This window comes from Halobacillus sp. B23F22_5, assembly GCF_043497085.1.
In the GTDB taxonomy this organism is placed as follows: domain Bacteria; phylum Bacillota; class Bacilli; order Bacillales; family Halobacillaceae; genus Thalassobacillus.
In genome coordinates, this window is the sequence record NZ_JBIEKI010000004.1 from 1 (window position 1) to 21,942 (window position 21,942).

General features: G+C 40.4%; 24 protein-coding genes and 1 other annotated feature. Of the genes, 20 read left to right on the forward strand and 4 right to left on the reverse strand.

Annotated elements, in window-relative coordinates:
• From ACGTN9_RS07015 to ACGTN9_RS07025, 3 genes are all read left to right on the forward strand, one after another.
• Positions 1 to 486 (forward strand): group II intron maturase-specific domain-containing protein (locus ACGTN9_RS07015; RefSeq protein ID WP_499591649.1); only part of this gene is annotated, 486 nt, incomplete at its 5' end.
• A 111-nt stretch (positions 487 to 597) separates the two neighbouring features.
• Positions 598 to 1,335, forward strand: a complete 738-nt coding sequence (gene sfsA, locus ACGTN9_RS07020) for a DNA/RNA nuclease SfsA (protein WP_499591650.1) — start codon at positions 598 to 600, stop codon at positions 1,333 to 1,335.
• Positions 1,336 to 1,392: 57 nt separating this feature from the next.
• Positions 1,393 to 1,599: a DUF6501 family protein gene (locus ACGTN9_RS07025; protein WP_499591651.1), complete on the forward strand. Its 207-nt coding sequence runs from the start codon at positions 1,393 to 1,395 to the stop codon at positions 1,597 to 1,599.
• Between the two features lie 61 nt (positions 1,600 to 1,660).
• On the opposite strand, the gene ACGTN9_RS07030 is transcribed toward ACGTN9_RS07025, so the two are convergent.
• Positions 1,661 to 2,035: a cbb3-type cytochrome c oxidase subunit I gene (locus ACGTN9_RS07030; RefSeq protein WP_499591652.1), complete on the reverse strand. Its 375-nt coding sequence runs from the start codon at positions 2,033 to 2,035 to the stop codon at positions 1,661 to 1,663.
• 136 nt (positions 2,036 to 2,171) lie between these two features.
• Between ACGTN9_RS07030 and ACGTN9_RS07035 the strand changes: the two genes are divergently transcribed.
• The 9 genes from ACGTN9_RS07035 to ACGTN9_RS07075 all read left to right on the forward strand — a co-directional run bounded on the left by ACGTN9_RS07035 (position 2,172) and on the right by ACGTN9_RS07075 (position 9,281).
• Positions 2,172 to 3,773 (forward strand): amidohydrolase, encoded by a 1,602-nt coding sequence (locus tag ACGTN9_RS07035; protein ID WP_499591653.1) that lies wholly within the window; start codon positions 2,172 to 2,174, stop codon positions 3,771 to 3,773.
• 72 nt (positions 3,774 to 3,845) lie between these two features.
• Positions 3,846 to 4,418: a histidine phosphatase family protein gene (locus ACGTN9_RS07040; protein ID WP_499591654.1), complete on the forward strand. Its 573-nt coding sequence runs from the start codon at positions 3,846 to 3,848 to the stop codon at positions 4,416 to 4,418.
• Positions 4,419 to 4,541: 123 nt separating this feature from the next.
• Complete coding sequence (locus ACGTN9_RS07045) at positions 4,542 to 4,778, forward strand: ferredoxin family protein (RefSeq protein ID WP_499591655.1); 237 nt, start codon at positions 4,542 to 4,544, stop codon at positions 4,776 to 4,778.
• Between the two features lie 227 nt (positions 4,779 to 5,005).
• On the forward strand, positions 5,006 to 5,356 hold the full coding sequence (locus ACGTN9_RS07050; RefSeq protein ID WP_499591656.1) for a VOC family protein: 351 nt from the start codon (positions 5,006 to 5,008) through the stop codon (positions 5,354 to 5,356).
• Between the two features lie 164 nt (positions 5,357 to 5,520).
• Entirely contained in the window at positions 5,521 to 6,156 is a 636-nt protein-coding gene (locus tag ACGTN9_RS07055; RefSeq protein ID WP_499591657.1) for an HAD family hydrolase, read from the forward strand.
• A 355-nt stretch (positions 6,157 to 6,511) separates the two neighbouring features.
• Positions 6,512 to 7,066, forward strand: a complete 555-nt coding sequence (locus ACGTN9_RS07060; protein WP_499591658.1) for an alpha/beta fold hydrolase — start codon at positions 6,512 to 6,514, stop codon at positions 7,064 to 7,066.
• Positions 7,067 to 7,208: 142 nt separating this feature from the next.
• Positions 7,209 to 7,670 carry a GNAT family N-acetyltransferase gene (locus ACGTN9_RS07065; RefSeq protein ID WP_499591930.1) on the forward strand — a complete coding sequence of 154 codons (462 nt, stop codon included), beginning with the start codon at positions 7,209 to 7,211 and terminating at the stop codon, positions 7,668 to 7,670.
• Between the two features lie 144 nt (positions 7,671 to 7,814).
• Positions 7,815 to 8,285, forward strand: coding sequence for a peptide-methionine (S)-S-oxide reductase (locus tag ACGTN9_RS07070; protein WP_499591659.1), 471 nt, complete (start codon positions 7,815 to 7,817; stop codon positions 8,283 to 8,285).
• A gap of 252 nt (positions 8,286 to 8,537) precedes the next feature.
• The gene (locus ACGTN9_RS07075) at positions 8,538 to 9,281 is read left to right on the forward strand and encodes an SDR family oxidoreductase (protein ID WP_499591660.1); all 744 of its coding nucleotides are present in this window, start codon (positions 8,538 to 8,540) and stop codon (positions 9,279 to 9,281) included.
• 34 nt (positions 9,282 to 9,315) lie between these two features.
• Here ACGTN9_RS07075 and ACGTN9_RS07080 read toward each other — a convergent pair whose 3' ends face one another.
• Both ACGTN9_RS07080 and ACGTN9_RS07085 read right to left on the reverse strand, forming a co-directional pair.
• Positions 9,316 to 9,591: an acylphosphatase gene (locus ACGTN9_RS07080; protein ID WP_499591661.1), complete on the reverse strand. Its 276-nt coding sequence runs from the start codon at positions 9,589 to 9,591 to the stop codon at positions 9,316 to 9,318.
• Between the two features lie 70 nt (positions 9,592 to 9,661).
• Positions 9,662 to 9,901 carry a transcriptional regulator SplA domain-containing protein gene (locus ACGTN9_RS07085; protein ID WP_499591662.1) on the reverse strand — a complete coding sequence of 80 codons (240 nt, stop codon included), beginning with the start codon at positions 9,899 to 9,901 and terminating at the stop codon, positions 9,662 to 9,664.
• Between the two features lie 92 nt (positions 9,902 to 9,993).
• On the opposite strand from ACGTN9_RS07085, the gene ACGTN9_RS07090 reads away from it, so the two are divergent.
• The 4 genes from ACGTN9_RS07090 to ACGTN9_RS07105 all read left to right on the forward strand — a co-directional run bounded on the left by ACGTN9_RS07090 (position 9,994) and on the right by ACGTN9_RS07105 (position 17,590).
• Positions 9,994 to 10,977 carry a P1 family peptidase gene (locus ACGTN9_RS07090; RefSeq protein ID WP_499591663.1) on the forward strand — a complete coding sequence of 328 codons (984 nt, stop codon included), beginning with the start codon at positions 9,994 to 9,996 and terminating at the stop codon, positions 10,975 to 10,977.
• Positions 10,977 to 11,870, forward strand: a complete 894-nt coding sequence (locus ACGTN9_RS07095; RefSeq protein WP_499591664.1) for a gamma-glutamylcyclotransferase family protein — start codon at positions 10,977 to 10,979, stop codon at positions 11,868 to 11,870. Before ACGTN9_RS07090 ends, ACGTN9_RS07095 begins: the two co-directional genes overlap by 1 nt.
• A gap of 46 nt (positions 11,871 to 11,916) precedes the next feature.
• Positions 11,917 to 12,135: a binding site (T-box leader), on the forward strand.
• Between the two features lie 43 nt (positions 12,136 to 12,178).
• Positions 12,179 to 13,849 carry an arginine--tRNA ligase gene (gene argS, locus ACGTN9_RS07100; RefSeq protein WP_499591665.1) on the forward strand — a complete coding sequence of 557 codons (1,671 nt, stop codon included), beginning with the start codon at positions 12,179 to 12,181 and terminating at the stop codon, positions 13,847 to 13,849.
• A 96-nt stretch (positions 13,850 to 13,945) separates the two neighbouring features.
• The gene (locus tag ACGTN9_RS07105; RefSeq protein ID WP_499591666.1) at positions 13,946 to 17,590 is read left to right on the forward strand and encodes a dynamin family protein; all 3,645 of its coding nucleotides are present in this window, start codon (positions 13,946 to 13,948) and stop codon (positions 17,588 to 17,590) included.
• Positions 17,591 to 17,811: 221 nt separating this feature from the next.
• On the opposite strand, the gene ACGTN9_RS07110 is transcribed toward ACGTN9_RS07105, so the two are convergent.
• The gene (locus tag ACGTN9_RS07110) at positions 17,812 to 18,570 is read right to left on the reverse strand and encodes a SurA N-terminal domain-containing protein (RefSeq protein ID WP_499591667.1); all 759 of its coding nucleotides are present in this window, start codon (positions 18,568 to 18,570) and stop codon (positions 17,812 to 17,814) included.
• A gap of 153 nt (positions 18,571 to 18,723) precedes the next feature.
• Between ACGTN9_RS07110 and ACGTN9_RS07115 the strand changes: the two genes are divergently transcribed.
• From ACGTN9_RS07115 to ACGTN9_RS07130, 4 genes are all read left to right on the forward strand, one after another.
• Positions 18,724 to 19,251 (forward strand): superoxide dismutase family protein, encoded by a 528-nt coding sequence (locus ACGTN9_RS07115; RefSeq protein WP_499591668.1) that lies wholly within the window; start codon positions 18,724 to 18,726, stop codon positions 19,249 to 19,251.
• Between the two features lie 259 nt (positions 19,252 to 19,510).
• Entirely contained in the window at positions 19,511 to 19,711 is a 201-nt protein-coding gene (gene cspD, locus ACGTN9_RS07120; protein WP_028782948.1) for a cold-shock protein CspD, read from the forward strand.
• Between the two features lie 94 nt (positions 19,712 to 19,805).
• Entirely contained in the window at positions 19,806 to 20,009 is a 204-nt protein-coding gene (locus tag ACGTN9_RS07125) for a cold-shock protein (protein ID WP_499591669.1), read from the forward strand.
• Between the two features lie 260 nt (positions 20,010 to 20,269).
• Positions 20,270 to 21,886 carry an ABC-F family ATP-binding cassette domain-containing protein gene (locus tag ACGTN9_RS07130; RefSeq protein WP_499591670.1) on the forward strand — a complete coding sequence of 539 codons (1,617 nt, stop codon included), beginning with the start codon at positions 20,270 to 20,272 and terminating at the stop codon, positions 21,884 to 21,886.
• Positions 21,887 to 21,942: the final 56 nt, after the last annotated feature.

Sequence of the window (21,942 nt, forward strand, 5' to 3'; positions counted from 1 at the left end):
CAAGAAAAAACCAAGGTAGTAGATGCGAAAAAAGAGCCATTCACATTTCTAGGGTATGAATTCATTGGAGATATTCGAAGAATAGACCCAAAGAAAGAAGCAAAGTTCAAGAAAAGAGTGAAAGAGATTACTCGAAGAAATCAGACAGTTGATATCCAGACGCTTATCCAAGAAAAGCTAAACCCCTATCTTCGAGGGTGGGCAAACTACTTCCGATATGGGAATGTGAAAACCAAATTCGATGAGTGGGATAGTTGGATAAGAAGAAGGCTGAGAATGGTTCAATTAAGAAGCTGGCGTAAAGTAAAGAACCTCCATCGCCTTTTGAGAAGAAAGGGATGGAGGGAAGAAAGTTTACGTGGTATTCGCATGTTTGCATGGCGAAGTTCCAAGAGTCCCATGGTACATGCAGCACTAGATAACAAGTTCTTTTCAGAACTTGGACTGGTGAGTCTTTTATCTGTTTACGATGAACGTTATCTCTAAAAGAGATATATGGGAAGAGCCGCATGCGAAGGTCCGCACGTGTGTGCTCTGTGAGAGGCGTGGTCAGTAATGGCGACGCCTACTCGGTTACGCAGAAAGGTGGCTGATGTCATGCAACCAGCATTTGTTCTGTTTGAACAGGATAGATTGTTTGAAGCGGTTTTCCTTGAACGGCCTAATCGTTTCATTTTACACTGTCGGTTAAAAGATAATGATCATACCATTCGTGTGCATCTTCCTGATCCGGGCAGGTTAACTGGCTTATTATTACAGGGAGCGGCCATTATTGTGAGATATCACGATGATCCGAACAGAAAAACAGCCTGGTCGGCAGTAATGATAGAAGATAAAATAACGAATACTATGGTTTCTTTAAACACACAGCTTGCCAATCAATTAGTCGAAAAAGCGTTACAAAATTCAGTGATTCCTTCCTTGAAAAATTATAAGTTTCTAAAAAGAGAATATACAATGGGACCTTCACGGTTCGATTTCCTGCTTGAAAACAGAAACAGGAAGATGATACTGGAGGTTAAAAGTGTCACCATGAGAGAAGATAATGTAGGAAAGTTTCCTGATGCTGTCACCAAACGGGGAAAAAAACATGTGGAAGAACTGACGCAGATACAGCAGGAGGGAGAAGTGGACACTGCCATATTATTTGTCGCTCAGCGGAATGACGTAACTGCAATTACAACAGCGGATGATATTGACCCAGCCTTCAGTGTGGCTTTGAAACAAGCGGCGGTTCACGGAGTGACAGTCCTTGGCATTACATGCTCCGTCGACTGGACAGGAATCAAATATGAAAATGAAATTCCTTTTCAGTATGCAACGAATAATAGTTGAGCGTGACGACCTAAAACGATATCATAGACAAATAAACTGGAAAAAGGATGGGGTAACATGATCCATAAAAACTGGGAAACAAGCAAAACGATTAAACAAATTGAATGTGTGCATAATGATGCTGAAAAATTTGTGGTAGATAAAGTACTTACACCAGGTAAAGTCTACGATGTAAAAAATGAAACGGAAGAATTTTATTTCATTCTTGATAATTCCGGAAGAATCGGTGGCTTCTACAAAGATTATTTCAAGGAAATCAACTAAGTAAGCACTCAACAAACAAAGCTAAATTAAATTTATAAAAAAGCTAGACAGCATGTGCTGTCTAGCTTTTTGGTTTGACATTTTTCCAGACATTAATCGTGAATAATACCACACTGATCATCACCAGGCTTGCTCCTATAGCAGTACCTGTTCCTAATGCTTCATTCTGTGTGACAATCATGAGTGCGAGTGACCCCATCATAATCGGCAAGCCGATATTATGAAGCCAGAAGTGCCATTTACCTAGCCTGGAAGACTCTGCTGAAGGAAATAAATAATATACAATTCCAGCTAATGTCAACGCTGTCCAGCCAAGTAAATTGATGTGGACATGAACAGGCGCAAGCGCATAATCATGGGAAATCGACATACCATAACCAAGTGCTGCCCCCAGCAAAAAATATAAAGTCGAAAGCTTAATTAATTTCACACCCATTTGTATCCCTCCTTTACACCTATATGTATGAGTCTATGGTTTCATTTAGTAACATTTCTTACTTAAGTGTGTAATGTTTTATAGGCTGTGGTTATGGGTAATTTTAACGGGATAGCAAAAAGGGAAGGATGAGAAGATGATCGTTGATAATATTCAAATTTATCGACCTTATAGTAATGACGAAGAGATATACCATATGGAAATTGAGGACGGAACAATTATCTCCCTAGCACACGGTCGTTATCAGGGGGATCAGGAGGATGTTCATGATGGCAAAGGTCGTGTAGTGACAGCCGGTTTTAATGACAGCCACATGCATTTACTTCGCTATGGGCTCCTGAAAAAAGAACTGGATTTGACCGAAGTCGCCAGCTGGCAGGAAATGAAAGAGGCTGTCCAGAACCACTATAAAGAAATGGAAGAGTATGATTGGATATTTGGAAAAGGGTTTGATGATGGATCATTTGAAGATATTGAAAAGCTGCTGACAGCAGATGATCTGGAAGAGATCTTTCCTGGAAAATACATGTATTTCATGCATCAGGATGGTCATGAATGCGTCATCAGCCGAAAAGCTTTAGAACTATTAAAAGAAGAAGAAGATTTTAAGAAAGAACCTGATATTTTCAAGGAAACAGATGAACATGGGAACTGGAATGGCCGTTTCAAGGATACGGCTGTCCATTACATCAAACGCCACTTCTGGGGTCGTTCTGTCGAGGATGCCAAAAAAGCATTGAAGAAAGCCTTTCCGCACATATCAAAATATGGCATCACCTCATTGCACACCGATGACTTGAATTTTATTGGTTCCTATGAAAAGTTGTGGCAAGCCTACACGGAACTGGAATCAGAAGGGGAATTACCTATTGATGTCCATTTGCATCACTATATCTTCGACAAAAACGATCTTGATGAATTTATAAAAGAAAATACGATGCGTACCGGAGATGGGACAGAACAAGTGAAAGTAGGAGCGATCAAGATCTTTTTAGACGGCACGCAACGCCTGCATACCTCTGCTATGCGCAATCCTTACCCTGACAAACCCGATACAGATGGAGTATTGATTTACAGCCAGGAACAATTGAATAGTATGATCAAGACTGCAGCCGAAAATAATATGCAGGTCGCCATGCATGCCATCGGGGACCGTGCGGTAGAACAAGCAGTCACCGCTTTAGAAATGCCCGAAGCAAAAACGAAAGTGCTTCGCCATCGCATTATTCATGCCCAATGTAAAGCCCCTGATTTGATCGAGCGTATGAAAAAGATTAAGCCTTATATTGAAACACAGCCTTCTTTTCTAATGGAAGAGTGGATGGATAAGGACAAATGGACGCCGGAAGATTTACTCCCTTACTGTGATGCCTTCAATAGCCTGATCAAAAGTCACATCCCAATTACATTAAGCTCCGATTTACCGATTGGGACCATAAATCCTTTAGAAAGTGTATATGCTGCTGTGACACGGACTGATTTAGATGGCAATCCTGAGGGAGGCTGGATGCCTCAGGAAAAGTTAAGCCTATCCGACAGCTTTCATAGTTTTTCCGTTACTCCGGCAGAGCTTGAATACCAGGAACACGCCAAGGGAAAAATAAAAGAAGGATTCCAGGCGGATTTTGTCCTGCTAAATAAGAATCCGTTAACAGTGGGAGATAGCGAAGTGAAAGATATAGAGGTCGAGGAAACGTGGCATCGTGGAAGGTGTGTCTTTCAAAAACAAGAAGGATAGCAAGCCGCCTTGTCAATATAGTCTCTATCCTCCATAATAAAGATAACCTGTAAAATGAGGAGATGGTCAGAGGTGAAAAAGTTATTTCTTATCCGGCATAGTGCCACGGAAGGACAACATCATGATTCTCCCTTAACGAAGTCAGGAATCAGGCAGTCACAAATGCTTGCTAATTTCCTAGAGAAAGCCGAGATCCAGCGAGTGATCTCCAGTCCATACTTTCGAGCGGTAGAAACCATCAGGCCCTATGCTGCCAATAAAGGACTGACCATTGAAATTGATGACCGTCTCCAGGAACGAATTTTAAGTAAAGAACCGTTAGATGATTTCATGGATTATTTAGAAAAGACTTTTAAAGATCTTGATTTTAAAATGCCCGGCGGTGAGTCTTCGAATGAAGCAAAAACAAGGGTCCAGCAGTTGCTTCAGGAAATTGAGCAAGATGAAGAACATGATGCCGTAGCTTTAGTCACACATGGAAATCTGTTGGCGCTCCTGTTACAGACATTCGATGTGGAAATCGGGTTCGAACATTGGAAAGCCATCAGTAACCCCGATGTTTTCCTTGTACAAAAGCAAGGTGGGGACTATACAATAGAACGGATATGGGAAGACTACCTCCCTCATCCTCAAAGTACAGAATAGCGATTTTTTCTCATAAATAAGCAGGAATTAAATATGATGGTATCAAATAGATATTATATGGAGTGATGTACATCACACATGTAATTAAAATAGAACTTACCAACATAAAAGGAGGAGATTCACTTGGCATTTGTCATTACATCACCATGTAAGGATGAAAAAGCGGCTGAATGCGTAGATGTATGTCCAGTCGATTGTATAGACGAAGGAGAAGATATGTTTTATATCGATCCAGGTATCTGTATCGATTGTGGAGCTTGCGAGGCGGTCTGCCCGGTTGAAGCAATCTACATGGAAGATGAAGTACCAGAAGAAGAAAAAGAATACATCGAAATCAATCGTAAATTCTTCGATAAGTAATTGATTCATAACATTATAAAAAAGCTGCGTTGTCCTAACGCAGCTTTTTTATATTTGTTCTGTTTTAAGTTTTTAAAAAGCTCTTTTGTCGAATGGATCAACTTGTATCTTTTTCGCTAAAGTTTATGAAGGTTTCTGGAGCAGTAATCCTGAAGTTATTCTATATAAGGGCAAGTTTGTGGAGTAACTTGAAAACTAAAACTTCAAAATACCATGGAGGTGTAGAAATGAAAGTCAAGCGAATTGTTGCAAATATTGAAACGCAGGACACTTCCAAAGCAAAACACTTTTACGAGAAAATACTAGGACTTGATCAATTAATGGACCTTGGATTTATTGCAACCTATGGATCTAATGAGAAAATGGCCACGCAAATCAGTTTTTTATCTGAGGGAGGATCTGGCACACCAGTACCTGATTTGTCAATTGAAGTTGATAACCTGGACGAAGTTCTTACTCGTATAAAAGATAGTGGAGTTCCAATTGTATATGGACCAACTACAGAACGGTGGGGGGTTCGGCGTTTTTATGTTAGAGATCCGTTCGGGAAACTAGTCAATATTTTAACTCATCTATAAATTAATCAGGCACATTTAACATTTTACACAATCAGGTGGAACTGTAAGTAAACAAACGGGGGCTTTTATTCTATAAGTATACGTATATATAAATTATTGAAATAAAGCCATTAGAGGGAGTTAATATTATTAAAGCAATTATTTTTGATTTCGATGGAACTTTATTGAACCGGGATGAATCAGTAAAGGTTTTTATAGCCGAACAATATGAGCGATTGAAGGAGTCTCTATATCATATCGCGAAAGAGGAGTACATGCGAAGGTTCATTGAACTAGATAGTCGTGGATATGTGTGGAAAGATAAGGTGTACAAACAATTAATAAATGAATTTTCTATTCAGGGAATCACGTGGGAGGAACTACTGGAGGACTATTTAACTTACTTTAAAGAAACTTGCGTACCGTTCCCTAAACTCTTGAAAACGCTGGAGAAATTGAAACAAGATAACTTTCTTATTGGTATCATAACCAATGGAAAAGGTCAGTTTCAAATGGATAACGTAAAGGCTTTGGAAATTGAAGGTTACATAAATACCATTCTTATATCGGATTGGGAAGGAGTTAAAAAGCCCAATCCAATCATTTTTAAAAGAGCATCGGAAAGGCTTAAGGTTTATCCGGAGGAATGTGTGTTTATCGGGGATCATCCTGAGAAAGATGTGAAGGCAGCGCAAGATGTTGGAATGATAGGTATTTGGAAAAGAGATCGTCAATGGAATGCAGTAGAAGCAGACTATGTTATTGATGAATTAAATGAAATACCAAAAATAATTCAACAGGTAAATTCTGATTCTTGTTAAATTATATTGAAATTAAGTCTTCATTTATACTGCCAGGTTGTGAAATAAAAAAGAAAAGGTTTTAAGCAATCCAGAAGAAATTTTTAGGAGACATATATGTAACACTTAGTTATATAGGAGGTATGAGGTAGGTAGATTCATAGAATAGATTATGTAGGTGTAATTGTAAATGTTCTACCTCCTGCTTCATACCCTAGACTTGAAGTGCTAGGGGAAACGTGTCCATAAGAGATTATTTTAGAGCTTGCGAGCAAATAAATGTTGAGGGGAAATCGTTAATCAAACAAGAACAAAAGTTAAATATTGCATAATCACTTTCATCTTCCTATTTCTCCCTCAGTAAGGAGGTTAATATTTGAAAAAGCAAGTGTTGTTTATTCACAGTGCAGGTCCTCAGGAAGGGAAGCAAGGAAGTAGTCACATAATCGCCTACTTACAAAAATCTATTAGTGCGGATTACCACTTTTTCTCTCCTGCCATGCCAGATCCTGAAAACCCGAGTTATGCTCTGTGGAAGGACGTACTGAAAGAGAAACTTTCTGAATTGAAGGGTAATGTAATTCTGATCGGCCATTCACTTGGTGGCTCTGTCCTATTAAAATATCTCTCAGAAGAATATTGTGACTTATCCATCTCTGGCTTAATTGTGATGGGAACGCCCTACTGGGGCTTGGATAAAGAGTGGCCATCTAAAGAATTTGAACTCTCTGATGATTTTGCTTCAACACTTCCTCAAATCTCACAAATCTATCTTTATCATAGCCGTAATGATAAAGTGGTCCCTTTTAGTCATTTTGAACACTATGCCTATAAGCTTCCACACGCGAAGACTAGGACCTTCAAGTACTACGGGCATTTATTTCATGGTGACCTGCCTGAACTTGTACATGATATCGAGTCTTCCTGGTAAGGTGGGTGATTGTTACATTTTAGGGGGAAAGCTGGAACCATGTTTATTTGATGTATTATCTTTTGTTCCAGTCTTCTCTTAACGTGAAATATGTTTATTAAAACTAGTAAAATACAAAGGGGAAATTTTGGTGAGCAATATCATGCTTCGAAACGTAATTGAAGACGATCTTCCGGTTTTCTTCAAACACCAGCAGGATCAGGATGCAAATCATATGGCGGCATTTACGAGTAAGGACCCGGGGGATTGGAACAGCTTCTTAACTCACTGGAATAAAATTCTGGCAGATAAAGACATCATCAAGAGAACGATCACTGTTCAAAATAATGTTGCTGGAAACATTCTGTGTTTCGAGCAGTTCGGCGTACCAGGGGTCAGCTACTGGATAGGAAAAGAATATTGGGGAAGAGGAATAGCTACCATTGCTTTAAGGGAATTTTTAAAACACGTTACCATTCGTCCGCTTTATGCTCGTGTTGCCAAGGACAACATTAGGTCACTCAAGGTATTGGAGAAATGTAGTTTTACTATCTCTGGTGAAGACAGTGGGTTTTCCAATGCGCGTGGCGAAGAAGTAGAAGAATTTGTTCTTATACTTGAGTAAACGTTATTGTATTACATAATGTAGGTTAATGCGTAAGTTTAGGTTACAAAAAATACTCGTTAAAAATTAAATTGCTATTAAGCTATATATTACTAATGAATATGAATGAACCGGAACATAAGTTACACAGAGAGGAGAGTCAATATGGAAGTAGTATACTTTGCAGGTGGATGTTTATGGGGAGTACAAGCTTTTATAAAAACTTTACCTGGAGTTAAGTTTACAGAAGCGGGAAGGGCTAATGGAACCAGTCATACACTTGAGGGTGATTATGATGGCTATGCGGAATGTGTAAAAACAGAATTTGATCCGGCGGTTGTAACAATCAGAGAATTAATGGGGTATTTCTTTGAAATCATTGATCCATACAGTTTGAATAAACAGGGACAGGATGTTGGCGAGAAATACAGAACAGGAGTATATAGTGAAAATCCTGATCACTTGAAAGAGGCGAAGGTGTTTCTTAGTGAGAGAGATGATTATGACCGTATAGTTGTTGAAGTATTACCTCTTGCCAACTATGTTAAAAGTGCAGAAGAGCATCAAGATAGGTTAGCCAGGTGTCCAGATGATTATTGTCATATTCCAGAAGAAATATTAAACAGATATAAGTAAGAGAGAATATTAAAAGATGGCTTATAAGCTTTATAGTCTTCAGGAATGCTTTACTATCTATTAACGGAAAAACAACAGTTTAATCATTTTCAACAATCAGGCGCGTTTATCACCAAACGCGTCTTTATTATTAGGGCGTTAATGTTGAATAAGATAAGCATGATCTGAGATGGTATTTGTTTTTATGAATACCAGAGTCCAGATGAGGGTATGCGTATATGTAGATGTATTGTAATAAAGGAGGAACTTATCATGACAGGTATCAAAAATAAAACCGCAATAATAACTGGTGCAAGCAGTGGAATCGGAGAGGCAATCGCCATGCATCTGGCGGAAGCAGGAGCGAATATCGTGCTGGCAGCCAGGAGAAAAGAACGCTTAGAGGAAATCGCCTTAAAGATTCAGCAAAAACATTCTGTCCATATCAAAGCAGTAGAAACGGATGTGACAAACCGCGAAGAAGTTGAACAACTGGTTGCTGAAGCCAAGGATGCATTCGGGAGTGTCGATGTCTTCGTTAATAACGCCGGTGTCATGCTGCTTTCATTTTTAAAAAATGATCATGTAGATGAGTGGGAAAAAATGGTCGATGTCAATATAAAAGGGGTGCTGTTCGGTGTCCACGCTGCACTGCCTACGATGTTAGAACAGGAAAGCGGGCATATCATCAATGTTTCTTCAGTAGCAGGACACGAAGTATTTCCTTCCAGCTCTGTCTACAGTGCAACAAAATATGCGGTCAGAGCCTTGTCGATGGGAATGGAAAAAGAGTTATCAAAAACCGGGGTCAGGGTGACGAATATTTCCCCAGGCGCTGTTTCCACAGAGTTGACCGAGCATATTACGGATGAAGAAGTCATTGAAAATTTCAAGAATCGAAAAATGACTCCATTGGAACCAGGTGATATAGCACGGGCTGTTACCTACGCTGTGTCACAGCCTGATTATGTCAATGTCAATGAAGTGATTGTACGCCCATCTCAGGCTAAAAAGTAATAAAGCAAAAGAATAGCCGCTGCACACGCAGCGGCTATTCTTTTATTTGGAATTTTTTATATCCTTTTTCATTATTCTCTGTTGTAATGTCGATATGATCTACTTTTGCATAAGGGCTGGGTCCCTTTTGGATGTCTTCGACAAAAGCATCAAGGTCCTGTTTGTCCCCTTCTGCTTCCATTTCTACCGAGCCATCGGAATTATTTTTTACCCAGCCTTTGATATTATGTTCCGTTGCTAGTTGCTGCGCGGAAAATCTGAATCCTACGCCTTGTACTCTCCCATGTACAATGATATGTGCAAAAGCCATATTTTACCCCCTAAATTCAACTTTTTTTATCATTTATACCATAACCTTTTCAAAATCTCTAAACAACTGCCTAGTCAAATAATTCTTCGTAATAGTTCCTGGCATCTTGTTCAGTCTTAAATAATACATGGTTGTCTTCTATCCTACAATATTTATTCTGTAAGCAGACAGATTTTATGTGGGGGTTTTCTGGAGACTGTATAATTTTTGCTGGCTTAATATCACAAGGCGCAGGATTATGTATGCTCCCCAAAATGACATAGACGTCATCGCCGCCTTTAACTTCATGGGGATCGATCAAATGATCCATGTGGTTTCCTCCAACATCAAAATAGTTTATTTACATAGTTTGTTCCGGTAATCTGAAAATATGCTAAGAGACAAGGAGAGGTGGCAGTTAACATGAGGGAGATCGATATTTCTTCCATAGATGGTTTTCGAGTCGGACATGCTTCTGATCATAAAGCAGCAACTGGATGTTCGGTTGTAATTTGTGAGAAAGGAGCGGTCGGAGGGGTAGATGTGCGAGGTGGCGCACCAGGAACAAGGGAAACAGATCTGTTGCGGTCGGAGAACCTGGTTGAAAGCGTCCACGCCATTTTTTTAGCAGGAGGAAGTGCATTCGGATTGGCGGCCGGTTCGGGAATTATGGATTTTTTTGAGGAGAAAAGAATCGGATTTGATACCGGAGCAGGAAGAGTCCCGATTGTTCCTGGTGCAATTCTTTACGATCTTCAAGTCGGTGACAGCAAAAGGCGACCCGATCAGCTTATGGGGTATGAGGCGTGCGTGGATGCTTATGATTCCCATGAAATAAAAACGGGCAATTTCGGTGCAGGTACAGGTGCCTCGATCGGAAAGGTTTTAGGACCCGAGCAGGCGATGAAAGGCGGTATAGGAAGCTATGCTTTACAAGCTGCAGACATACAAATCGGGGCATTAGTCGCCGTCAACAGCTTTGGGGATATCATGGATCCTGAAACCGGTAAGCTGATAGCTGGGGTGTATGAAAAAGAGAGTTTAGAATTGCTCTCTACTGAAAATATATTAATAAAACAAATAAAAACAGCGGATCCCAATCGATTTTCCGGCAATACTTCGATTGGTGTCATCATGACAAATGCCAAGTTATCAAAAGCTCAGGCAAATAAGATCGCTTCTATTGCCCATGATGGTTTTGCCAGGACGATGCGCCCTTCTCATACCTTGATCGATGGGGACAGCCTATTTTTGATGGCTACCGGTGAGGTAGAAGCGGATGTCAATACCATTGGATTGCTCGCAGCAAAAGTTGTAGAGCAGGCAGTACTACGAGGTGTCAGGGATACAACATCAGCATATAGTCTATTAAGCTATAGAGATTTGCAGAAAAGGAGGAAAGCATAATGCTCTATCATTTATTCGTTTATGGTACCTTACGCAAACATCAGCCGAACCATTTTCATCTAAACCATGCAGAACTCGTGTCAGAACAAGCAAGTACTACCGGGAGATTGTATGAAGGGCCAAGTTATTATCCGGTGTTATTGGAGGAAGATGCGGTTGTTTTTGGGGAATTGTATCAAGTGGATGAAGCAACCCTCGCAATCGTAGATGAACTCGAAGGCTTCCAGGAAGACGGCGAGGATAATTTATATGATAGAAAGATAAAAGAAGTAGAGACAGATCTGGGCAACTATCAGGCTTATGTTTATTATTTATCGCCTAAAAGAAAAGAAATGGCTGAAACCGAAATCTTGTATGGCGATTGGAAGGTCCACGAATTATTAAAAAAAGATGAAGTCACTTACTTTGCATATGGATCATGTATGGATGCTGAGCGGTTCAAACTGGCAGGGGTCGATCATTATTTCCATCAAAAACTTGGGCGCGGGGTCTTGGAGGGTTACCGCCTTCTTTTCTCCCACCATGTACATGATGGCGGGAGAGCGGATATCATGGAAGCAGATAACCATGTTGAGGGAGTCTTATACAGGACGCCGCTGGATGCCGTAGAGTATTTGTTCAAACGTGAAGGGGTCGAAGCGGGTCACTATCGTCCTACCGTAGTTGATATCAAACAAGATGGTAAGCAGTTGAAGGATGTGTTGACATTTTATGTGCTTGATAAGAAGTCCGATCTTTCTCCTCCTTTCCACTATGCAGAGGAAATTCATCGTGGCGCCGCATCCTGCCTTTCGGATGATTATATGAACTATCTGGAAAAGTTATTTGTCGAAGAGTTCCAGGTTGATGGCTTCAGGAATTACGTTAAGAAGAGTACAAGTGAACAAAAATAAAAGGCTTGCAGTAATTTTCAGTTAAGGTATAATCATTGCTAAATATTTGAAATCGATGACGAAGAGAGTAATCAGCTGTAGACACAAAGCGAACCAGGAACGGTGGGAGCCTGGTTGAAAGCAGATGATGAACCGGACTTCCGAGATATTGACTTGAATGACAGTAGAGTTGATCGTGTCGCTGCGTTAAAGCGTCAAGCTGGAGGGGAATATTGATTTTTCCCCTTAACAAGAGTGGTACCGCGGGAAGACTCCCGTCTCTATACGTTAGAGACGGGAGTCTTATTTTTATTTAAGGGGGAATTCACATGTATGGAAAAAAGACACTGGCAACTGTATTAGAGGGAGAATTGAACAGAGATTTATCTTATCAGGAAATAGAAGCACTGATAGAGGTTCCTAAATTAGACACGCACGGTGACCTTTCTTTTCCTTGTTTTACGTTAGCAAAAGTGTACCAATCACCTCCCCAGAAAATAGCACAAGGGCTTGCTGAAAAGCTTTCGCATCCACTGTTCGCTCAAATCGAGTCAGCCGGCGGGTATGTGAATGTAAAGCTAAACCGGGTCATGGCAAGCAGGGACATACTGGAAAATATGATTGCTTCAGGAGCTGATTATGGAAACCAGCAAAAGAATGGGCATATTACCATTGATCTTTCCTCTCCTAATATAGCGAAACCTTTTGCGATGGGGCACCTCCGCTCGACGGTTATCGGCAACTCAATCGGGCTTCTTGCTGAAAAGCTGGGAAATCAGGTGACCAGAATCAATCATATTGGAGATTGGGGAACCCAGTTCGGGAAGCTGCTGTATGCCTATTCGGAATGGGGGGATGAGCAGACAGTAAAACAGAACCCCATTCAGGAATTATTTCGTCTTTATGTCCAATTTCATGATGAGGCAGCGAAACACCCGGAGTTAGACGAAGAAGGGAGAGCCTGGTTCAAGAAATTAGAAACGGGTGATCCCAAAGCGTTAGATTTATGGTTATGGTTTCGGGATGAGTCATTAAAAGATTTCAAGACGATTTACAATCGATTACACGTAGATTTTGATAGTTATCACGGAGAAGCGTTTTACAATGATAAGATGGCGCGGGTGATTAAACTGTTGCAGGAGAAGAACTTATTGGAAGAGTCTGAAGGAGCCATGGTTGTCCAACTGGATGAATATGATCTGCCTCCTTGTTTGATTCAAAAATCAGATGGTTCTTCCCTTTATGCGACAAGAGATTTAGCGGCAGCTATTTACCGGAAAGAAACCTACGATTTTGATGCTTCGCTATACGTGGTCGGACGTGAACAGACCATTCACTTTCAGCAACTTAAAGCTGTATTGGCTAAAATGGGATACGAATGGGCGGAGGACATCGTCCATGTCCCTTTTGGAATGATTTTGAAAGATGGCAAGAAAATGTCGACAAGGAAAGGGAAAGTGATCCTGCTTCAAGAGGTATTGGATGAAATAGAGCTGCTTGTTACTGAACAAATGGATGCGAAAAACCCAGCTTTGAAAGACAAGGAAGCGATTAGACAGCAAATCGGAGCGGGAGCTGTCATTTTTCATGATCTGAAGAATCATCGTCTCCATGATGTAGAATTTTCCCTTGAGCAGATGACCAGCTTTGAGGGGGAAACTGGGCCTTATCTCCAATACTCTCATGTACGTGCTTGTTCGATATTGGAGAAAGTAAAAGAGAACCCCACACTTTTGGTCCAGGGGCTGGAGGATGATGAAAGCTGGAAAGTACTTAAACAGCTAGCAGCATTCCCGGCTATTGTTGAGAAAGCATATCATGAAAAAGCCCCTTCCATTATGGCGGATTATTTACTGAAGCTGGCTCAAGCATTCAATAGACTTTATGGGAAAGTGAAAGTCATCGATCATCAAGAATACTTACCAGTCGTTTTTGGGGTACAGTCGGTATTGAATGAAGGATTGAGATTACTCGGGATACAGGCGCCAGCTAAGATGTAGGTAACACTATTCATAGAGCCTTGCTCCTGCTACAATATATAACAAGAATAACGACAAAATAACAGAGTATCTGCCAGATATAAAGGAGTCCCAGCCATGAATGTAACTACGAAAGACAGTCAGCTTACGAAAGAAGCACTACGATTGAGTGGTTTATATCATGAATTAAATCGTCAGGATAAAGATAAGCATGCGGAAAAGGTATTGGATTTGATCGGTAAATGGGAAAAGAAACAGTTGATGATTGGTTTTGCAGGACATTTTTCTGCTGGAAAATCGACAATGATCAATACACTGTTAGAAGATGATATTCTCCCTTCCAGTCCGATACCAACCAGTGCCAATGTTGTCAAACTTCATTCAGGTGACGATTACACGCGTGTTTTTTACCGGAAAGAGCGCCCGGTCCATTATCCCGGAAAGTCTGACATGAAAACGATTCAAGCGCTTTGTAAAGACGGTGATGAAATCGTTTCATTAGAAATTAGTCAGCGTGATACAAATCTTCCTGAGCATGTCACCCTCATTGATACCCCGGGCGTTGATTCTACCAATGATGCAGACAGGGTCATAACTGAGTCTTCTCTTCATTTAATGGATTACATGTACTATGTCATGGATTACAATCATGTGCAATCAGAAGTGAACCTGTCATTTTTGCAGGAAATGCAAAAGAACAGACTTCCGTTTTCCATCATCATTAATCAGGTCGATAAACATCAGGATGAGGAATTATCATTCCAGGACTTTAAAACCAGTGTCAGCCAGGCGCTTGAAGACTGGAACTTGAGCCCTGAGAAAATATTCTACACATCTTTGATGAAGCCCGACTTATCGATTAATGAACTGCCGCAGTTAAAAACACACCTTCAAGATATCTACCAGCTGGAAGAAGGGGAGCGGGCAGAAAGTATTTTCCGTAACGCTTCCTTAATCATCGAAGAAAGCGTCGATCAGCTTGCTGAGGAAAACGAAGATGAAAAGGCTGACTTATCCGATCGTATCGAAGAGTTAAAGGCAGCGATGGACGATCAGGAACACAGTGAAGGTGTGGAAGCAGAACTTCAAGAGTTATCGACAAGGGAAGATCAAGCGGAATCTTTTTATCAGGAACGAGTACTTTCCCTTTTTAAAAATGCTTATTTGATGCCGACAACATTAAGAGAAGATGCCGAGCGGTATTTAGAAGCGATGCAGCCAGGTTTCAAAGTTGGTTTAATGTTTACAAAGAAAAAGACGGAAGAGGAGCGCGACCAACGGAAACAAGCTTTTTATAGCCATTTGATGAAGGTCGTAGAAAAAAACTTGAAATGGCCGTTGCGGGATCGGCTGTTGGAAGTTGTAGAAGCTTACCCTGTCGCTTATTCCCAAGTGACAGATAAGATACAGAAAATGGATGTCCACTATCCGGAACAGCGGTTGGAAGAACTGATTGAACCAGGAGCCAAAGTGACTGGCCAGTATGTGTTGGTATATACCGATAAAGTTGCTGATGATGTCAAGCGTGTCTATAAGTCTTATGTCAAAGAATTATGGGAAACCATTAAAAAAGGAATAAATGAAGACGCAAATACAAAAATGGCATCATTTGAGGATGAACGTCAATTACTGGATCAAATTCAGCAATATCGTGATGCAATCGAGGACTTAGAGAAAGAGATTGAAAATTACCGCGCCCAGTTATGGACAGCTTTCCAAAATGATTCTTCGGATGACGGACTGTTGCATCGGATCCAGGGAAGGCTGAAAGAGAGGGAAACGAATGTTGAGGTACAGGAAACCTTCCTAACCAGCAAACAACCAAAAGAAACTCCTGAACAGGATGAAGTTGTACCGCAGACAACGGATGAGGGGCAACAGGTTACTATTGATAAGGATGCAACACTAAAAACGATCGCCCAGGTCGTGGATACGATCGAGGATACTCCAGGTTTTCAAGAGTTAGCAGCCCAGTTGACAGATAAGCGAAAACGTCTGAAAGATCAGGAATTCACAGTCGCTTTATTCGGTGCCTTCAGTGCCGGTAAGTCTTCTTTTGCTAATGCCTTGATGAAAGAAAAGCTATTGCCGGTATCACCAAATCCTACGACAGCGACGATTAACAAAATTGCTCCTCCAAGTGAGCAACATCCTCATGGAAGCATTTTAGTCAAAATGAAAACAGAATCGCAAATGGCAGAAGACCTGCAGGCCTTTGCCAGCATTCTTGGAATAGAAGAAAACAAATTACCAGCCTTAGTGAATAAGTTTGCTGCTCTGGAAGAAAAGGATTTCCAGCCATTGGAGCATAAACAACGCTCTTTTGTATATGCGGTGTTAGAGGGATATAAAGCAGCTGAGGATAAAATCGGTAAACAGTTGACTATCGGATTAGAAGAATTTCCGGGTTATGTAGCAGATGAAAAGAAATCTTGCTTTGTGGAATGGATGCAAGTCCATTATGATTGTCCTCTCACTCAAAAAGGAATCACATTAGTGGATACACCTGGAGCGGACTCCGTCAATGCCAGACATACAGATGTTGCTTTCGAATATATCCGTAACGCGGATGCGATATTATTCATCACCTATTATAACCATCCTTTCTCCAAAGCGGATGAAAGCTTCCTGACTCAGCTTGGAAGAGTCAAGGATGCCTTTAGTATGGATAAGATGTTTTTCCTTATCAATGCAGCAGACCTTGCTCATTCTGAAGAGGAACTCGATAGTGTGCTCACTTATATGGAAGAGCAGCTGCTGCGTTTTCAAATAAGGAAACCACAACTCTTCCCTGTCTCCAGTCTATTTGCGTTAAGGGAGGGGGAGGACAAGGATGCCCTTGTTAAAAAGGCAAGGGAAGGATTTGCGAACTTTGAAAAACGTTTCTACACCTTTATTGACAGGGACCTGCCTGAGGTTTTGATTCGGTCTATCGAGCATGATTTCACCCGTGCAAAAAGCAGGATGGACACGATCATAGCTGATGCAAGTCTTGATCAATCGGCTCGTAAGCAGAAGATTGAAGTGAATAACCAGGATAAGACAGAAATGCTGGAAGTCCTTAGCAGCTTCAATTATGCGCCATATCATACTAGGATAGAGCAAAAAACAGAAAAACAAGTGTATTATATCCATCAACGCATGCTCTTGAACTTCAATGATTATTTCAAGCATCATTTTAATCCTGCTACGATTAAAGGGAGCGGTAAAGAAGCGAAAATGCAATTGGAAATGGCAGCAGAATCATTGTTCCAGGAAGTCAGTTATGAACTGAATCAGGAACTGCGAGCTGTCTCCCTGAGAATAGAGGGATTTTTAAATGATTCATTGATGCAATTAAACCAGGATTTGCAACGTCGTTTGCAAGAAATAAGAAAAAGCTTTGAGCTGAGTGAACCAGAAACGCAGGAGCTTCAGCATCCTACGTTCAATTTCATTGTCAATCTTGATAGCAATGAAACGGCCAGGTTATTGCAAAGTTTCAAAGGGACGAAGAAATTTTTTGAACAGAATGAGAAAGAGCTGATGAAAGAAGCTTTCAAAGAAGCGGTTGACCCTGTTATCAAGAGTCAATTGGAAGACGCTGAACGGGAGTTGCATGGACTGTATCTTCCTCAGTGGGAAGAAATCGTCACAGCACTTAAACAAGATAAGAACAATGAAATTAGTGACTACTATGACGGGTTGAATTACAACCTCGAGCATCCACTGGATATCGAAGGCTTAAGAAATAAAAAAGAACAGCTAAATAAACTCTATTAAACAGAACAAAAGCGCAAGCGCCTTGCTCACCCCCGACAAGCTTAAGACAAGCCTCGCCGTGACGTTCTTTGTCACAGAGAGGATTGACTTAAGACCTCGAGGGGGTAGGCGCTGGAGCTAGATGTAGCCCACTGCAAAATGGTATCCACAATCATTAAATTTTATAATTTCCTAGTCAACACAAAAAAGACGCCTGAAAGTGCTTCAGGCGTCTTTTGTAATTAAATATTGATTTTTACTTTACTGTCATCACGTAGTTTTTCTACTAGTTTGGTGATTTGTTCTTGTTCTTTTGATTTCTTTAACTGTTGTTCTACTTGTGGTTTAACATCTTCATACTTAGGAATCTCTTGTTCCTTGCCTGATTGTTCTGCTTGCTGTTCCATTTGCTTGACCATTTTATCGTATTCAGCTTTCAATTCTTTTTCGGTTACTTCTGCTTGCTCTGTATTTTCTTCTACATATTTTTCAACTTGAAGACTTTCTCTGATTCTTGGTTTCAACTCATCTTTAGAAGACATATTGTTCATTTTTAAGAATTCCTGCATTTGTTCCTCGGATTCAATTTGTTTCTCTATTTCTTCGTATTTCTTTTCGACCTTTTTATCGTCGACTTTAATACCGGATTTTTTTGCATATTGTACGAGAAGTTCAGAATCCACTAAAGAGTTAACGATGCTTTTTTGTAGCTGTTCTTTATTTTCGTCTACATTCATACCCATTTGTTCATATTGTTGTTTCATTGCCTCGTATTGTTGGGTGAATCTGTCTTTTGAAATCTCTTCACCATTGACGACGGCTACTGGGTCTGGAATATCGCTGCTGCTTTCTTCGGCGTTTTTCTCTTGTTTTTCCTCTGTTTTACCATCTTTGCCTTCCTTGCTTTCGCCTTGGCCGGATTCTTTGTCTCCGCCGCTGCATGCCGCGAGTCCAAGAACCAATACGATCCCGAACATGATCGTCAGTAACTTTTTATTCATTTTATCTCTCCTTTGATGAACATGATGAAGCATAAGAGGAGTGTAGCATAGCCCTAATGGCTTGTAAACAAAGATGCCATGCATTCAGATACATAATTTGGCATTCCTGCGAATAAGGTGATTAGAGGAAAGCAGAGGAGAGGTGGTTTCCATATGTATTATTATCAGTATCCTTATTACACGTATTACTATCCTGTCCCATACCGGCAGCAGCAGCCTGGTAAGCGCGCTCATGCCAAACTTGAAGGTGGACCATTGGCTAAAGAGCTGAAAGGCGATGTTAACTTTTATGAATTACCGTATGGAGTAGAGGTGTTTGTCCAATTCCAAGGACTGCCAAAGTATCAGCCAGGTGGAAATGGAAAGAAACAAATCGGCCCGCATGGATTTCATATCCATGAAAATGGATCCTGTGAAGTAGGTGATCAAAAAAGTCCTTTTGAAGCGGCAGGCGGGCATTGGAACCCAGACAATCAGCCGCATGGCAATCATGCCGGAGATTTTCCTGTCCTGTTTTCTAATGATGGCTTTGCACAAATGATGTTCTTTACCAATCGGTTTACAATAGACGATATCCTTAATAAAACGGTGATTATTCATGAAAGTCCGGATGACTATCAAACGCAGCCTGCGGGCGACGCTGGCAAACGACTTGCATGCGGTATTATAAAACCGATGTGATTTTTTTGAATAAAAAGGAAGCAGATTGCATAAACTGGAAAAAGCGGAGGTGATTTGGGCCTTCATCTTGACTTATCAAGCAAATTATAGTAACATAAAAATATAATTTTAATACTTTAAATATGGAAAGTTAGAAAAGTATGAAAGACAAAAATCACCTATTATAAAGAGTGATCGATGTTTCATCTGATACTTTTTATAATATGTGATTTTTTATGAAGTCCATATTAATTTTTATGAAACAATGGAGGACCAAAGAATGAAAAATGGTACAGTAAAATGGTTTAACGCAGAAAAAGGCTTCGGTTTCATCGAAGTGCAAGGTGAAGACGACGTATTCGTACATTTCAGTGCAATCGAAGGCGAAGGCTTCAAGACACTTGAAGAAGGCCAGGCAGTTGAATTCGAAATCACTGAAGGCAACCGCGGACCACAAGCTGCAAATGTAGTTAAACTATAATAGTAGCACAAACATATGAAAAGAAAGGGACTGGCTTTAAGAAAGTCAGTCTCTTTTACATAGGTTCCCATTTTTCAAAGGAGGTAGGCATACAATGGCATTCGGTAAAAAGAATCAAGAGGAAATCATTAAAGAAGAGACTAAGATTTGGGTGTGTGACTCAGAGGACTGTAATTGTTGGATGAGGGATAATTTTAAAATTGAAGAAACACCGACTTGTCCGATATGCAAAAGTGATATGAGCATCTCTACGAAGGTTCTTCAAGTGGTAGATAATAACAGTATTTATTATAAATAAAATTCGGAAGGTCACGCTAAGAAATAAGCGTGGCTTTTTTTATGAATAGTTGAATGGTCAACCTGTTGGGAACTGGGAGCTCCGGATTGTAGAATCGACAAAAGTTGTCTTCTCTCCATACAGGCATATTAGACTTGAAACCTTGCTTATCAAATAATTAGATAAGCATAGAGGAGAATTAATGGTGGAAATATATCATCTTACGCTTAACAATGATATAATTCTTCTGATATAAATTTTGAAATATGGAGGATTTATGAATGATCAATGTACACAATGTTAGTCTTCGATTTGGTGATCAAAAGCTTTTTGAAGACGTAAATATAAAGTTCACCCCTGGTAATTGCTACGGACTTATCGGCGCCAACGGAGCCGGGAAGTCCACATTCTTAAAGATCTTGAGCGGAGAAATCGAAGCGCAGACTGGAGACGTCTCGATGAAACCAGGACAGCGTATGGCCGTATTGAAACAGAACCATTTTGAGTACGATGAGTATGAGGTTTTACAAGTTGTCATCATGGGTCACGCACGACTCTATGAAGTGATGGAAGAGAAAAACGCTATCTATATGAAGCCTGATTTCTCTGATGAAGATGGAATCAAGGCTGCTGAGCTTGAAGGGGAATTTGCAGAAATGAATGGGTGGGAAGCAGAATCAGATGCTGCCCGTCTATTGAAAGGATTAGGAATCGGTGAAGAATTACACGGAAAACTGTTAAAAGACCTCAGTGGTTCAGAAAAAGTGAAAGTACTATTGGCGCAAGCACTCTTCGGCAATCCTGATGTACTGCTTTTGGATGAGCCGACCAACCACTTGGATATCAAAGCAATCCAATGGCTCGAAGACTTCCTGATCAATTTTGAGAATACAGTCATCGTCGTATCCCATGACCGTCACTTCCTGAACAACGTCTGTACCCATATTGCCGATTTAGACTTCGGTAAGATTCAGGTTTATGTCGGTAACTATGATTTTTGGTATGAATCCAGCCAGTTAGCACAAAAAATGGCTGCCGAACAAAACAAGAAAAAAGAAGAAAAGATCAATGAATTAAAAGAGTTCATCGCCAGATTCAGCGCCAATGCTTCGAAATCCAAACAGGCGACTTCCAGGAAAAAGCTGCTTGAGAAAATTACACTGGATGATATCCAGCCATCATCCCGCAAATATCCTTATATTGCATTCAATGCTGACAGAGAAATCGGAAATGATCTATTAGTGGTTGACGGAATATCCAAGACTATTGATGGTGAGAAAGTATTGAATAATGTCAGTTTTACCTTGAATAAAGATGACAAGGTCGCGTTTGTTGGTGAGAATGAAATCGCTAAGACGACATTATTTCAGATTTTATCTGGTGATATGGAGCCTGACGAAGGCACTTATAAGTGGGGAATTACAACTTCTCAAAGTTACTTTCCAAAAGATAACTCTAAATACTTTGAAGGGTGCGATTTAACACTGGTCGAGTGGCTGCGTCAATATTCCCGTGAAGATGAAACGGAAACTTTCCTGCGCGGCTTCCTTGGACGGATGTTATTCTCTGGGGAAGAAGCATTGAAAAAAGCGAGTGTTCTTTCCGGTGGAGAAAAAGTAAGATGTATGCTGTCTAAAATGATGCTGAGCGGGGCTAATGTCTTGATTCTTGATGAACCAACCAACCACTTGGATTTAGAATCCATTACGGCATTGAATAATGGGTTAATCAAGTTTAAGGGATCTATCTTATTTTCTTCTCATGACCACCAATTCATCGAAACGATCGCAAATCGCATCATTGAATTGACCCCGAACGGGATTGTAGACGAAGAAATGAGTTATGATGAATATATCCAGGATCCGAAAGTAGAACAAAAATTAAAAGCTTTACAATAATAGAATATTGAATTTATATAATAGTGTTATTACATATTGTGATAACACTATTATTT

Coding starts and splice junctions, on each gene's coding strand:
- sfsA (WP_499591650.1), top strand. CDS start 598: ATGCAACCAGCATTTGTTCTGTTTGAACAGGATAGATTGTTTGAAGCG.
- ACGTN9_RS07025 (WP_499591651.1), top strand. CDS start 1,393: ATGATCCATAAAAACTGGGAAACAAGCAAAACGATTAAACAAATTGAA.
- ACGTN9_RS07030 (WP_499591652.1), bottom strand. CDS start 2,035: ATGGGTGTGAAATTAATTAAGCTTTCGACTTTATATTTTTTGCTGGGG.
- ACGTN9_RS07035 (WP_499591653.1), top strand. CDS start 2,172: ATGATCGTTGATAATATTCAAATTTATCGACCTTATAGTAATGACGAA.
- ACGTN9_RS07050 (WP_499591656.1), top strand. CDS start 5,006: ATGAAAGTCAAGCGAATTGTTGCAAATATTGAAACGCAGGACACTTCC.
- ACGTN9_RS07065 (WP_499591930.1), top strand. CDS start 7,209: ATGCTTCGAAACGTAATTGAAGACGATCTTCCGGTTTTCTTCAAACAC.
- ACGTN9_RS07070 (WP_499591659.1), top strand. CDS start 7,815: ATGGAAGTAGTATACTTTGCAGGTGGATGTTTATGGGGAGTACAAGCT.
- ACGTN9_RS07075 (WP_499591660.1), top strand. CDS start 8,538: ATGACAGGTATCAAAAATAAAACCGCAATAATAACTGGTGCAAGCAGT.
- ACGTN9_RS07080 (WP_499591661.1), bottom strand. CDS start 9,591: ATGGCTTTTGCACATATCATTGTACATGGGAGAGTACAAGGCGTAGGA.
- ACGTN9_RS07085 (WP_499591662.1), bottom strand. CDS start 9,901: ATGGATCATTTGATCGATCCCCATGAAGTTAAAGGCGGCGATGACGTC.
- ACGTN9_RS07090 (WP_499591663.1), top strand. CDS start 9,994: ATGAGGGAGATCGATATTTCTTCCATAGATGGTTTTCGAGTCGGACAT.
- ACGTN9_RS07095 (WP_499591664.1), top strand. CDS start 10,977: ATGCTCTATCATTTATTCGTTTATGGTACCTTACGCAAACATCAGCCG.
- argS (WP_499591665.1), top strand. CDS start 12,179: ATGTATGGAAAAAAGACACTGGCAACTGTATTAGAGGGAGAATTGAAC.
- ACGTN9_RS07105 (WP_499591666.1), top strand. CDS start 13,946: ATGAATGTAACTACGAAAGACAGTCAGCTTACGAAAGAAGCACTACGA.
- ACGTN9_RS07110 (WP_499591667.1), bottom strand. CDS start 18,570: ATGAATAAAAAGTTACTGACGATCATGTTCGGGATCGTATTGGTTCTT.
- ACGTN9_RS07115 (WP_499591668.1), top strand. CDS start 18,724: ATGTATTATTATCAGTATCCTTATTACACGTATTACTATCCTGTCCCA.
- cspD (WP_028782948.1), top strand. CDS start 19,511: ATGAAAAATGGTACAGTAAAATGGTTTAACGCAGAAAAAGGCTTCGGT.
- ACGTN9_RS07125 (WP_499591669.1), top strand. CDS start 19,806: ATGGCATTCGGTAAAAAGAATCAAGAGGAAATCATTAAAGAAGAGACT.
- ACGTN9_RS07130 (WP_499591670.1), top strand. CDS start 20,270: ATGATCAATGTACACAATGTTAGTCTTCGATTTGGTGATCAAAAGCTT.